Below are 13170 nucleotides of genomic sequence, written 5' to 3'. Positions count from 1 at the left end.
GATCCGGCGAACCCGGCCGGGCTCAGGCCAGCGTAATGGCGTAGAGCTGGACGCGCGGGTCGTTCGGCAGGCTCACCGACTGGACGGTCTTGCTTCCGTCCACTGTGGCTGCGAGACCGAACAGCCGCACCGGCGGACCGTCGACCCCGCTGCCCGCTTTGATGCGGTGCGGCAGGTCGAGCACGACGGTCGTGCCGGACGGCGTCGAACCGGCCCAGTCGCCGAACGTCACCGGGAGATCCGCGCTGGATCCGTCGCTGTAGTGCACGGTCAGCGACGTGGACACCGGCCCGTTGTGCGATGAGCCGATCAGCCGCACCGCCTGGTGCTTTCCGGCGGGCAGCAGCAGTGATTGCCCGCGTGCTTCCACGAAGTTCGCCGCGGTGCCGGTGGGGTCTGGCACCGCATAGGTGACTCCATTGTGGACGAAGGTTCCGGCTGGCGGCAGCAGGTCAGCGTCGTAACTCCAGCCGCTGCCGTCGAAGTTGCCCTCCGTGGAAGCCGCGACGGTCGCGGTCCCGTCGTGGTTGCGGTCGTGGCTGAGATCGACCGCGCACTGGGTTCCGGAGGTCGCCGCGCACACCGTCGGTTCCCGGACTTCGATGCTCGCGGTGCGGGTGACGGTATTCGCTCCCGGCCCGGATACCTTGAGCTGCACCGAATACGTGCCGACTGGGGTGTTCGCCGGAACGGTCATGGTCACCGGTGCGGTCTTCTGGGTCGGCAGCCGGAAGGACCACAACAGCTGCAACGGTTCGGTCTGCACCCGCCAGCCAGACGGTGCCGACGAGGTCACGAAGACCGGCTGGGTCCCGGGATTCTGGCCCAGCACGTCCAGGCTCAAGTGGACTGTCTGCGGTGAAGATTGCTGAGGCAGCACAACGGAACTCGGCCGCAGCGTCGCGTCCACGTGCCGACGGAGATCGCCGGCCGCCTTGTTCACCGACGGCGGTTCCGTGCCCGGCTGCGTGCCCCAGCGGGACGGTGTCGCATCGACCTGGTAGGCGAGATCGCCGCCGTGCGCGACCGCGGACCAGTCGAGCCAGGTCTGCCGGATGTCGCGCCTGTTGAGGGAAACGCTTTGCACGTAACGGTTCGTGTCGCTCGCGCCCGGCGCGGTGATGGCGAGCGTGCCGCCTTGCCGGCCTTCGTACTGTCCGATCCGGACAGTCGCCGAGGCGAACTGCGGGCTGGACACGGCGAGGAAGTTCGCGCCGCTCATCGTCGGGTAGAGGCCGAGCGAGGAGAAGACGTACCAGGCGGACATCGTGCCGAGGTCGTCGTTGCCGGTCATGCCGTCCGGTCCGGTGGTGAACAGCGTCATCGCGGCGCGGACGACGGTCGCGGTCTTCGCCGGCGCGCCGACCCAGTTGTACATATACGGGGAAAGCAGGTCGGGTTCGTTGTTGGGGTTGTAGGTGGCCTTGGCGTAGTAGTCGTACGGGCTGGCGATCCAGTCCTTGCGCGCGGTGCCCGCCGGGTCCTTGAGCAGGTTGTCGTAAGCGAAGAAGGAATCGAGCCGCTTTTCGGTCGCCTGCCTGCCGCCCATCAGCTCGGTGAGCCCGGCCGGGTCCTGCGGGACCAGCCATTGGTACTGGTAGGCGCCGCCTTCGTGGAACTGATGGTCGGCGTCGACCGGGTCGTACGGCGTGAGCCAGGTGCCGTCGGCGGTGCGCGGCCGGAACTGCTTGTCGGCGGCGTTCCACACGTTGCGGTACCACTGGCCGCGGTCGGCGAACATGCGCGCGTCGGATTGGTGGCCCAAGCCCTTGGCCATCAACGCGAGCGCGGCGTCGGCGGCGGAGTACTCCATGGTCGCCGACGTCGGGTGCTCGCAGTCGTTGTCGCCGCCCTTGGCCGCGCAGTCCTTGCCGAGCGTGAGTCCGCTCGGGAGGTAGCCGCGGTCGTTGTAGTACTTCACGCCGGAGCGGCCGTTGTACGGCGAATCGGCGGGTGGCGTACTGGTCGCGTTCTTCTTGAGCAGCGCGTACGCCTCGTCCTCATGCCCGGCCAGCAGGCCCTTCGACCACGCTTCGACGAGGAACGGCGTCACCGGGTCGCCGGTCATGATGTTGGTTTCGCTGCCCGCCAGCGCCCATCTCGGCAGCCAGCCGCCGTCGCGGCCGATCGCCAGCACGGACAGCGCGACGTCCCGGGCTACCTGCGGTTCCAGCATTTCGAGCAGCTGGTTCTGCGGGCGATAAGTGTCCCAAAGCGAGAAGTTCTGATACGGCGTGTAGCCGTTGGCGCGGTGGACTTTGCCGTCGAAACCCGCGTAGTCGCCGTTGAGGTCGCCAGCCAGGTTGGGGTGCAGCTGCGCGTGATAGAGCGAGGTGTAGAAGGCGGTCTGCCGTTCGGTGGTGCCGCCGCTGATCTTGATCGCACCGAGCCGGTCCGCCCACTGCTTGCGCAACGCGGCGCGGGTGGCGTCGAAGTCGTAGCTGTCGCTGGTTTCCTTCGCCAGGTTGTCCCGCGCGCCAGCCAGACCGGTGTAGGAAAGCCCCACCTTCAGGACGACATCGTGGTCCGCGCTGGCGTCGAAGCTGACCCACGCGCCATTGCCGCCGATGCCCGCAGCGTCGCGGCTGCCCGCGGTGCGGGTGCTGCCGCGCCAGGTGCCGTAGGAGGCGAACGGACGGTCGAAAGTGGCGGTGAAGTAGACGGTGTGCTCGTCGTGCCCGGCGCAGAAACCGCCCGCGCGCACGCGACCCTCGAGGGTCCGGTCGCCGACGACGTGGATCTCGGAATCCTTCACGGACTGATTCGCCTGGCCGGTGTTGAACAGCACGTTGGCCTGGCCGGTCGACGGGAAGGTGTAGCGCTGCCAGCCGGTGCGCGGGGTAGCGGTGAGCTCGGCGTCGACGCCGTATTTCTTCAGCCCGACGCGGTAGTAGCCGGGTTCGGCCTTCTCGTCGTCGTGGCGGTACTCGGATTTGTAGGAGTTCTTGTCGACGGAATCGACGGCCCCGGTGGTCGGCATGACCGGCAGTTCGCCCATCACCCCGCAGCCGACGCCGGAGAGGTGGGTCTGGCTGAAGCCGTAGATCGCGTTCTGCTGGTAGTCGTAGCCGCCTTGGCCGCCGGTGTCCGGGCTGACCTGGACCATGCCGAAGGGAGCGCTGGCTCCGGGGAAGGTGTTGCCGAAGTTCTGCGTGCCGACGAACGGGTTGACCAGCGACACCGGATCCGCCGCCGCGACCGCGCTCGCCGGCGTGCCGGCCACCAGCCCGGCCGCCGCGAACCCCGCCGCCGCGACCGCGGCCACCCGTCTCTTCTGCGACCACATGGACGCGCTACCTCCAGGGCTGACAACGTTGTCATCGTGCGAGCCGGTCCGAAGACGACCGGCTGGTGAGCAGCTTGTCATCCCGCCGAGGGTTTGAGAAGGCCGACAACGGGACAGCTTCCGGGGTGCGTCGAGTTCGCTGGCCGAGGCGGGTCGCGCAGCTCTGCCGAGGTTCGTGAGGGGAACCCTGGGGGAATCAGAGTCCGTGAAGGTCCTCACGAACCACCGCACCGCCGCACGAGCCCGTCACTCGCCGTCCGGCCCAGCCGTCTCCGGCAACCGGAGCACCGCCTGTGCCCCGCCGCCGGGGAGGTTCGAGAATTCCAGCTCCGCTCCCAGCACCCGCGCCTGCGCGACCGCGATCGTCAGCCCCAGCCCGTGCCCGCCGCCGCGGGAGTCCGTGCCGGTCCGGAACCGGGCGGGGCCCTCCCGGAGCAGCACCTCCGGGTATCCCGGCCCCCGGTCGCCGACCACGACGCACCGGCCGGCGACCTCCACCGTCACCGGGGGCTCCCCGTGCTTGGCCGCGTTCGACAGCAGGTTCGCCAGGATCCGTTCCAGCCGCCGGGGATCCGTCCGCACCCGGACCGGGGCCGGGGCCGCCGCGTCCGGCACCCGCCGCCGGACGAACTCCGCCAGGTCGATGTCCGCCGGTTCGGCCCGTTCGGCCGCGGTGTCCAGCCGGGCCACCTCCAGGACGTCCTCCACCAGCGACCGCAGCGCCGCCACCCGGTCGCGGACCAGTTCCGCCGGACGGCCGGGCGGCAACAGCTCGGCCGCGGTCACCAAACCGGTCACCGGTGTCCGGAGTTCGTGCGCGATGTCCGCGGTGACCCGTTGCTCCGCGGCCAACCGGGCCTGCAACGCGTCCGCCATCGCGTCCACGGCCTGCGCGAGGTCCGCCGCTTCGTCGCGCGGACGCGGGCCGATCGCGTCGCGCACCCGGGCCGGAGCGCCGTTCGCGACGTCGCGGGCGGCGTCGGCGGCCCGGCGCAGCCGGCGCGCCATCCCGGCGCCGAGCACGACGCCCAGCAACGCCCCGGCGACGGTCACCACAGCCGAACCCGCCAGCAATTCCCGGTCCAAAGTGGCCAGTGCCTGCGTTTGCGCCGCATAGCTGGCCCGCACCGAAACGACGTGCCCGCCCGTTTCGGCGGCGGCCCACAGAACACCTCCGTCCAAAAAGGTCGCCCGGTTGCCGCCGCGGACGGCGTCGCGCAGGGGAGCGGGCAGCGCCGGATCGTCGAACTGGCCGTCGACGCCCGGATTGCGCAGCAGCAGCTGGATCCATTCGTCCTGCGCACGCCGCGCCTGATCGGCTTGGGTGCGCGCGAATTGCTGATGCACCAGCAAACTCAACGTCAGCGCGACGGCGGCCGACACGAGAGCCACCGCCGCGGTCAGCCGCCACCGAAGCGTGGCCGGGAGGAGTTTCACGGCTCGGCGCGGAGCTTGTATCCGAAGCCGCGCACGGTCCGCAGCCGGTCTTGCCCGATTTTCACCCGCAGCCGCTGCACGTGGACGTCGACCACCCGCGTATCGCCGCCCCACGCGTAATCCCACACGCTGGCCAGCAAGGTGTCCCGGCTGAGCACGATGCCGGGCGATTCGGCGAACCGCAGCAGCAGCCGCAGTTCGGTCGGGGTCAGGTCCACCGGCTGCCCGGCCCGGCGCACGTCCAGCCCGGCGCGGTCGATTTCGAGGTCGCCGAACCGGACGAACGCGTCCTCCTCGGGGCCGGACCACCCGCTTCGCCGCAGCACCGCCTGGATCCGGGCGATCAGGACCGCGGTGTCGAACGGTTTGACGACGTAGTCGTCGGCCCCGGCTTCGAGCCCGAGCACGACGTCGACCGCGTCGTCGCGGGCCGACACCATCAGGATCGGCGTCCGGCTTTCCTCGCGGATCCGGCGGCACAGGCTGACGCCGTTGAGGCCGGGCAGCATCACGTCGAGCAGCGCCACGTCCGGCGGCTGAGCGCGGAACCGGTCGAGCCCGGCGAGCCCGTCCGCGGCCGCCGACACCCGGAATCCGGCGCGTTCGAGGGCGAGCTGCGTCGCCTCCCGGATCACGTCGTCGTCCTCGACGAGCAGCACCCGCGTCATGTCCCCTCTCACTCCGGCGAAAACCCGTTGCCGGTCCAGCGGTAGCGCGCGACCCCGTTGTCCGGCCCGGTCGCCGACATCGTGGCCAGCCGCCCGTCGAGCACGGTCAGCAGCGCGCCGGAGTTCTCCAGCTTGAACAGCTGTTTCCCGGTGACGGTGTAGACGTAGCCGCCGAGGTACGCGCTGACCGGCACGCCGGTCGCGCCGCTGCTGCCGGTGCCGGGAGCCCCGGCCGCGGCGCACGGGTAGACGTTCACCACGACGTCGACCTCGCCGGTCAGCTCGTGGTAGGCGGTGCTGACCGGATACGACCCGGCGATCGGCCCGCTCGGGCACGGGCGCAGCGCCGCCTTGGTCCGCGCGCTGACCGTCGGGTCCGCGCGCAGCAGAGCGACGGCGTCCACGCTCGGGCCGCGCGGGTTGTTCGCCGGTGCCGGGGTGGCTGCTGCCGGCGGAGCCGGTCCGGCGACGCGCACACCGTCCACATCGGAGCAAGCAGTGAGCGACAGCAGCGCGACCGCCGCGACCACTGTCCTCCGCATGCTTCGCACAGTAGCCATTGTGCCGTCCGAGCGCTGCTCGGGAAGCGCTGTTACGAGACCGATGGGTTTCCTCCGGACAGCCGCGACGCGGAGCGAGGCCGGCGGTGATCCGCCGTTCCTACCTTGGCCGGGAACCGAGCAGGGAGAGGAGTCCGATGAGGACGGAAACGGTGCGGGACCCGGCGGAAACGCGGGTGCCGAAGGGACGGCTGCTGGGCGTGGACGCGGTCCGCGCGCTGGCGATCGTCGGGGTGTTCGTCGAGCACTTCTTCGCCAGCGGCTGGCTGCGCGGCGGTCCGCCCGACCAGGCCCCGGGAATCCTGGCCTGGCTGAACGTGCAGACGTCGTCCCGGGCGATGAGCCTGTTCGTGCTGCTGTTCGGGCTGTCCGCGGCGTTGATGACCGGCGGCGCGACCCCGTACGGCGGGAACGAACAGCGGCGCGCCCGCGGCAGGCTCGCGGTCCGGGCGGTGGTGTTGTTCCTGCTCAGCCTGGCGATCGACGAGTACGGCAGCTCGGTGATCGAGTACTACGCGGTGCTCCTGCTCCTCCTGCTGCCGCTGACCCGGCTGCGCGCGCGGACGTTGTCCGTTCTCTCCGGAATCGCCGTTCCGGCGGTGACGCTTTACGCCTTCTGGGTGTTCAACGCCCATTCCGAATGGCTGCGCTCCGGATCCGGCACAGCGAGCGGGCTGGCGATCCTCGGGCATCCCGGGCAGTGGGGCGAGTTCTTCACGGGGATGCTGCTGTCCGGCGGCGGCTTCCAGGTCGCGTACGGCCTGCCGCTGGCGCTGGCGGGAATGGCGATCGGCCGGCTCGACCTTCGCGCGCACCGGGTCCGGATCCGCTTGCTGTACACCGGTTTCGTGCTCGCTTCCGCGTCGGCCCTCGGCTCGTGGATCGCGACCTATCCGCTGGGCGGAGCCGACGCGATCGCGACGACCCCGCCGCCCGCGATGCCGTGGCAGGTGCTCCTGGCGATGCCGGCGGACGGCTCGCTGTACGCCACCAGCCCGCTCGGCATCGTGCTCATGATCGGCGTGGCGATGGTGCTGCTCGGCGGGCTGCTGATCGCCTTGGACCGCCCGTTCGGCCGTCGTGCGCTGTGGCCGCTCGCCGCGGCCGGCGGGATGGCGTTCACCTGGTACGCGGCGCATTTCGCGGTCTTGAAGCTGGTGCCGAAGCCGTATTCGTTCGTGTTCCTGGCGACGGTCGTCGCGGTGATGCTGGCCGCCTCGGCGGCGTGGCGGCACTGGCGGCGGCGGGGTCCGCTGGAATGGCTGGTGCACCGGGCGACGCTGCTCGTGCCGTGACCGCGGGGCCGGTCCGTGCGGGGATCAGCGTCCCTCACGGACCGCCGAGGCGGCCGGCGGGCGTCGGCGGGTGGCCAGCAGAGTGCAGCCGACCGCCGCCGCGTAGCCGAGGGCGACCACGGTCATCGGGACGCTCAGCGACATCGTCGAGCCCGCGCTCAGCAGCGTGCCGAGCACCGCGGTGCCCAGCGCGCCGCCGGTCTGGCGGGCGGTGTTCAGCACTCCGCTGGCCAGGCCGGTGTGCTCCTCCGGAGGCGTCGACATCGCGACCGACGTCATCGCGGGCATCGCGATCGAGCAGCAGCACAGCACCACGCCGCCCGCTACCACCAGCGGCAGGGAGTCGGCGGCGGCCAGCAGGACCGCGCCGAGCCCGGCGAGGCTGAAGCCGGTCAGCATCGGGACGCGAGCGCCGAAACGGGCGGTGAGCCGTCCGCTGGCGGTGGCTCCGATGCCGATCGCGACGGTGAGCGGGAGCGTCAGCATGCCGGTCGCGTACGCGCTCTGGTGCAGCGGGCCCTGGAGGAACAGCGACAGGCAGAGCAGGGTGCCGTAGAAGCAGAAGTTGAAGAGCAGCCCGGCGGTGCTCGCGGCGGAGAACGGGCGGGACGAGAAAATCGCCAACGGCAGCATCGGATCGCGGCGGCGCCGCTCGACCGCCACGAACGCGACCCCGGCCAGCACCCCGGCGGCGATCAGCGGGAGGGCCCAGCCGGAGCGGCCGACCTGGATCAGCCCGCCGGCGAGCGCGGACAGGGCGACGGTGCCGAGGACGAGCCCGTACGGGTCGAGGCGGCGGTCCCTCGGCGGCGATTCGACGACGTACCGGCAGGTCAGCACGATGGCGAGGGCGGCGAACGGAACGTTGACCCAGAAAATCGCGCGCCAGTCGGCCAGCGCGATGAGCATTCCGCCCGCCACCGGGCCGGTCGCGAGGCCGATGGCCGCGATGCCGCCCCACACGCCGAGTGCGTGCGCCCTAGCCCGCGGTTCCGGGAACTGCCGGACGATCAGCGCCAGCGAACACGGCAGCAACGCGGCCGCGCCGATCCCCTGCAGCGTCCGCGCGGCGATCAGCACCGGAAGGGTCGGGGCCAGCGAACACAGCGCCGACCCGGCGCCGAACACGACGGTCCCCAGGACGCAGATCCGGCGCGATCCGTAACGGTCGCCGAGCGAGCCCGCGGTGAGCATGCCCGCGGCGAGGGCGACGGTGTAGCTGGCGATCACCCATTGTTCGCCGCCCAGCCCGCCGCCGAGGTCGCGCCGGATCGCTTCGACGGCGACGTTCACCACGGTCGCGTCGAGCTGGACGACGAAAAAGGGCAGGCAGAGCGCGATCAGCGCCAGCCGTTGCGTGCGTGCGGAGGTGGTTGCGGTCACCAGACCAGGATGACGCGGAAACCGTTCGGTGTGGACCGAAGCGTCAAAGATACGGCCGCTGGTTCCGCTTTTCCGCGACATAAGTCTCGTAAGCCGCGCGCGTGGAGTCCAGCTCGGACACTTCGCTCACCGGAACGTCCCACCAGGCCGAGCCGGGCGGATTGGGCGCGAGCGGATCCGTCTCCACGTGCACCACCGTCGTGACCGGATTCGCCTTGGCCTGCTTCATCGCCGCCCGGAACTCGTCCACAGTGGACGCGCGGAGGACGGTCGCGCCGAGGCTGGCCGCGTTGGCCGCGAGGTCGACCGGCAGCACGTCGCCGTCCAGCAATCCGTTGTCGGCGCGATACCGATACGCCGTGCCGAACCGTTGCGAGCCAAGGGATTCCGACAGCGACCCGATCGAAGCGAACCCGTGGTTCTGCACCAGCACGATGATCACCTTGAGCCGCTCGGCGATCAGCGTCACGATCTCCTGCGCCATCATCAGGTACGACCCGTCGCCGACGAGCACGACCACCTCGCGGTCCGGCGCGGCCAGCTTCGCCCCGACGCCCGCGGCGACCTCGTATCCCATGCACGAGTACGCGTATTCCACGTGGTAGGCCTTGGGATCTCTGGCCCGCCACAGCATTTGCAGATCGCCGGGCATCGACCCGGCGGCGTTGATGACGACATCGCGGTCGTCGAGCGAGCGGTTCAGCGCGCCGAGGATCTCGGTTTGCGCGGGCAGCGGCGCGTGCCCGAGATCGAAGCAGGCGTCGGCGGCGCGGTTCCATTCGCCGGCGAGTTGCCGGGTCCGCGCGCGATGGGCGGCGGAGACCTGCCAGCCGGACAGCGCGGCCGACAACGCTTCCAGCCCGCGCCGGGCGTCGGCGACCACCATCTCGGCGGAGTGTTTCGCGGCGTCGAAGCGGGCGACGTTGAGGTTCACGAACCGCACGTCCGGGTTGCCGAACACGGTGTGCGAAGCGGTGGTGAAGTCGCTGTACCGGGTGCCGATTCCCAGCACCACATCAGCGTCGGCGGCCAGCGCGTTCGCGGCGGAAGTGCCGGTGGAGCCTAGACCGCCGACCGCGCACGGGTGGTCCCACGGCACCGCGCCCTTGCCCGCGTGCGTGTCGGCCACGGGAATCCCGGTGGTGTCGGCGAACGCGCGGAGTTCCGGCCAAGCCTCGGAGTACACGACGCCGCCGCCCGCGACGAGCAGCGGAGCCTTCGCCGACCGCAGCAGTTCCGCAGCGCGGGCCACGGCTTCCGGCGCGGGCACCGGGCGGTCGACGTGCCAAACCCGGCGGTGGAAGAAGTCTTCCGGCCAGTCGTACGCTTCGGCCTGGACGTCTTGCGGCAGCGCGAGGGTGACGGCGCCGGTCTCCACCGGATCGGTCAGCACCCGCATCGCGGCGAGCGCGGCCGGGATCAGCTGTTCGGGCCGGGTGATCCGGTCGAAGTACCTCGACACCGGGCGGAACGCGTCGTTCACCGACACGTCGCCGCAGCGCGGGTCTTCCAGCTGCTGCAGCACTGGATCGGGGCCGCGGCCAGCGAAAACATCGCTCGGCAACAGCAACACGGGCAGCCGGTTCGTGGTCGCCAGCGCGGCCCCGGTGATCATGTTCGTGGACCCCGGGCCGGTGGACGCGGTGCAGGCGAAGGTCTGGAGCCGGTTGCGCATTTTCGCGAACGCGGTCGCGGCGTGCACCTCGCCCTGCTCATTGCGCGCGAGGTAATACGGAAGGATTCCGGCGGGCGCGGCCTGCAGCAGGGCTTGGCCGAGCCCGGCGACGTTGCCGTGCCCGAAAATCCCGAAGCAGCCCGGGATCAACCGGTGCTCGACGCCGTCGCGTTCGGAGTACTGGTTGGCGAGAAACCGCACCAGGGCTTGCGCGGTCGTCAGTCTCATCGTGCGCCTCCGAACGGCAGCCGCGGGTCGACGGCCTGCGATTCCCAGGTCTCGCGGACCCACGCGTGGGCGGGGTCGTCGCAGATCAGCCACGCCCGCTCCGGGCCGGGCCCGGCCATCACGTTCAGGTAGTACAGGTCGTAGCCGGGCGCGGCCATCGACGGACCGTGCCAGCCGTGCGGGATCAGCACGACGTCGCCGGTGCGGACTTCCTTCAGCACGTCGATCGGGCGTTCCTCGGTGCCGTAGACCCGCTGATAGCCCATCCCGCCGGCGGCGACCTCGAAGTAGTAGATCTCCTCCAGCTCGCTCTCGCCCTCGCGCGCCTCGTCGTGCTTGTGCGGCGGATAGGACGACCAGTTCCCGCCCGGCGTGAGCACTTCGCAGACGAGCAGCTGGTCGGCGTCGAAGGTGTGCGGCAGGCAGTAGTTGTTGACCTGACGGCTGCAATTCCCCGCGCCGCGCAGTTCGGTCGGCACCCCCGAAGCGGGCCCGTAGCGCGCGGGCAGCCGCTTCGAGGTCTTCGCCGAGGGCAGCGCGAACCTTCCTCGGCCGGTCAGTACAGCTTCGGAATCCCTTGGCAGGTAAGCGAAATCGGTGACCGCATCGAACACGCTAGCACGACCGGCCAAGTCGAACTTCTGTCCGTCGACCGACACCGAACAGCTGCCGGACAGCGGGAGCACGAGCGTCTCCGCGTCGCCGGTGGAGACGGTCTCGGCGCCGTCGAGTTCCAGCACGCGCAGGCCGGAGAAACCCCAGTCCGCCGATTCGGGAGTGATTACGACACTGAACTGGTTCACCGCAACCCCACCGCCGTGTCGACCGCCTTGGCGACGTCGCCGTCGTGCGGATAGAGCAGCGAACGCCCGACTACCAATCCCTGCACCGTCGGCAGCGCGAGCGCCTCCTGCCAGGACGCGAACGCCGCGTCCGGATCGGCCACCTCGCCGCCGAGCAGCACGACGGGCAGCGTCGAGGCGGCCAGCACCCGCTCCATCTCGGCGACCACCGGCAGCTTCAGCCAGGTGTAGGCGGACGACCGGCCGAGGCCGGACGCGATGGTGACCGACCGGATGACCGCGTCGGGGGAGAGGTCGTTCTTGATCTTCCCGTCGACCCATCCGGACAGGAACGGCTCCACCAGCGCGAGCAGCTTCCGGTCCGCGAGCGCGTTGACGGCCTTCGCGGCGTTCTCCAGCACGCTCGGCGTCGCCGGGTCGTCCAGGCAGATCCGGGTGAGCATCTTCCCGCCGTCGAACCGCATGCGCGCGATGGTTTCCGCGTCGTAGCAGGCGAACCGGTCGTCGATCTCGAAGCTCGACCCGGCGAGTCCGGTGCGGTTCATCGAACCGAGGACGGTCTTGCCGTCGAGGACGCCGAGCAGCAGCAGGTCGTCGATCACGTCCGGCGTCGCGAGCACGCCGGTGACGCCCGGGCGTTCCAGCGCGAGGCACAGCCGTTCCAGCAGTTCGCCGCGGTCGGCCATCGCGAGCGGATCGGCCCCGACGGCGTTCGCGCCGCGGGCGGGGTGGTCGGCGGCGATGATCATCGCCACGCCTTTCTCGTTGAACGGCGATCGCGCCGGTACCCGCGCGGCGGCGGCTTCGGCGATGGCGTCCGGATCGTGGACCCGGGTGGTGACGATGCGTTCGACGGTGTTCATTCCGTCCCTCCGAGCCTGCGCAGGACCTGTTCTTCCGTGGGCATCGCGTCCGAACAAGCGAGTTCCCCAGCGACGTGCGCGCCCGCGGCGTTCGCGAACCGCATGATCCGTTCGACGTCCCAGCCCGCCAGCAGCCCGTGCACCAGCGCGCCGCCGAACGCGTCGCCCGCGCCAAGGCCGTTGACCACCTCCACCGGAACCGGCGGCACCTCCACCTCGCCGGTGTCGTCCACCGCGAGCACGCCCTTCGGCCCCTGCTTCACCACCGCGAGCGAGATACCTTTGTCCCGCAACGCTTTCGCCGCGTCGCGAGGTTCGCGCAGAGCCACCGCGGTGTCGCATTCGTCGAGGTTGCCGACCGCGACCGTCGCGTAGTCCAGCGCCTTGCCCGCCCATTCGCGCGCCTGCTCGCGGGACTCCCAGAACATCGGCCGGTAGTCGAGGTCGAGCACGGTGTGCCCCTCGCGGCCCCGGGCTTCCAGCGCGGCGAGCGTGGCGCTGCGGCTCGGCTCCTGCGACAGCCCGGTCACCGTCGCCCAGAAGACTTTCGCGCCGCGGATCGCGTCCAGGTCGAGTTCGCCGGGGGAGAGGTCGAGGTCGGGGGCCTTCGGGAACCGGTAGAAGTAGAGCGGAAACTCGTCCGGCGGGAAGACCTCGCAGAACGTGACCGGCGTCGGCAGGTGCGGCGAGGTCCCGACGAACCGGTCGTCCACGCCGTACCCGGCGAGCGCGCGGCGCAGGAACCGGCCGAACGGATCGTCGCCGGTTTTGGTGATCACCGCGCAGGAGCGGCCGTACCGGGCGGCGGCGACCGCGACGTTCGCGGCGCTGCCGCCGAGGTATTTGCCGAACGAGGCGACGTCTTCCAGTCCGACGCCGGTCTGCAGCGGGTAGAGGTCCACCCCGATCCGGCCCATCGTGACGAGGTCGAACCCCGTGGTCATCGCGTCCTCCTCGCAGGCTGTGCCCCGA

At 70.8% G+C, this 13170-nt stretch carries 10 protein-coding genes; 1 reads left to right on the top strand and 9 read right to left on the bottom strand.

What is annotated here, in order from left to right:
• Positions 1-22 precede the first annotated feature (22 nt).
• The 4 genes from F9C11_RS33020 to F9C11_RS33005 all read right to left on the bottom strand — a co-directional run bounded on the left by F9C11_RS33020 (position 23) and on the right by F9C11_RS33005 (position 5933).
• A complete protein-coding gene (locus tag F9C11_RS33020) occupies positions 23-3286 on the bottom strand; it encodes a GH92 family glycosyl hydrolase (RefSeq protein ID WP_409181274.1) in 3264 nt (1087 codons plus the stop codon).
• Positions 3287-3532: 246 nt separating this feature from the next.
• Positions 3533-4723: a sensor histidine kinase gene (locus F9C11_RS33015; protein ID WP_409181273.1), complete on the bottom strand. Its 1191-nt coding sequence runs from the start codon at positions 4721-4723 to the stop codon at positions 3533-3535.
• Positions 4720-5391 carry a two-component system response regulator CseB gene (cseB, locus tag F9C11_RS33010; RefSeq protein ID WP_409181272.1) on the bottom strand — a complete coding sequence of 224 codons (672 nt, stop codon included), beginning with the start codon at positions 5389-5391 and terminating at the stop codon, positions 4720-4722. Before cseB ends, F9C11_RS33015 begins: the two co-directional genes overlap by 4 nt.
• Before the next feature lie 8 nt (positions 5392-5399).
• Positions 5400-5933 (bottom strand): hypothetical protein, encoded by a 534-nt coding sequence (locus F9C11_RS33005; RefSeq protein WP_409181271.1) that lies wholly within the window; start codon positions 5931-5933, stop codon positions 5400-5402.
• A 155-nt stretch (positions 5934-6088) separates the two neighbouring features.
• Between F9C11_RS33005 and F9C11_RS33000 the strand changes: the two genes are divergently transcribed.
• On the top strand, positions 6089-7246 hold the full coding sequence (locus tag F9C11_RS33000; protein ID WP_409181270.1) for a DUF418 domain-containing protein: 1158 nt from the start codon (positions 6089-6091) through the stop codon (positions 7244-7246).
• A gap of 24 nt (positions 7247-7270) precedes the next feature.
• Here the strand turns inward: F9C11_RS33000 and F9C11_RS32995 are convergent, their stop codons facing one another.
• Genes F9C11_RS32995 through iolC form a run of 5 tightly spaced genes read right to left on the bottom strand, consistent with a single transcriptional unit; the run spans position 7271 to position 13142 of the window.
• Positions 7271-8629 (bottom strand): MFS transporter, encoded by a 1359-nt coding sequence (locus F9C11_RS32995; protein WP_409181269.1) that lies wholly within the window; start codon positions 8627-8629, stop codon positions 7271-7273.
• Between the two features lie 43 nt (positions 8630-8672).
• A complete protein-coding gene (gene iolD, locus F9C11_RS32990; RefSeq protein WP_409181268.1) occupies positions 8673-10532 on the bottom strand; it encodes a 3D-(3,5/4)-trihydroxycyclohexane-1,2-dione acylhydrolase (decyclizing) in 1860 nt (619 codons plus the stop codon).
• On the bottom strand, positions 10529-11335 hold the full coding sequence (gene iolB, locus F9C11_RS32985) for a 5-deoxy-glucuronate isomerase (RefSeq protein WP_409181267.1): 807 nt from the start codon (positions 11333-11335) through the stop codon (positions 10529-10531). The genes iolD and iolB overlap by 4 nt, the downstream gene beginning before the upstream one ends.
• Positions 11332-12198 carry an aldolase gene (locus tag F9C11_RS32980; RefSeq protein ID WP_409181266.1) on the bottom strand — a complete coding sequence of 289 codons (867 nt, stop codon included), beginning with the start codon at positions 12196-12198 and terminating at the stop codon, positions 11332-11334. Before F9C11_RS32980 ends, iolB begins: the two co-directional genes overlap by 4 nt.
• A complete protein-coding gene (iolC, locus tag F9C11_RS32975; protein ID WP_409181265.1) occupies positions 12195-13142 on the bottom strand; it encodes a 5-dehydro-2-deoxygluconokinase in 948 nt (315 codons plus the stop codon). The genes F9C11_RS32980 and iolC overlap by 4 nt, the downstream gene beginning before the upstream one ends.
• Positions 13143-13170 lie beyond the last annotated feature (28 nt).

Origin of the sequence: Amycolatopsis sp. VS8301801F10 (genome assembly GCF_046195355.1) — a bacterium.
In the GTDB taxonomy this organism is placed as follows: Bacteria; Actinomycetota; Actinomycetes; order Mycobacteriales; family Pseudonocardiaceae; genus Amycolatopsis.
This window is presented reverse-complemented; position numbering and strand designations above follow the sequence as displayed.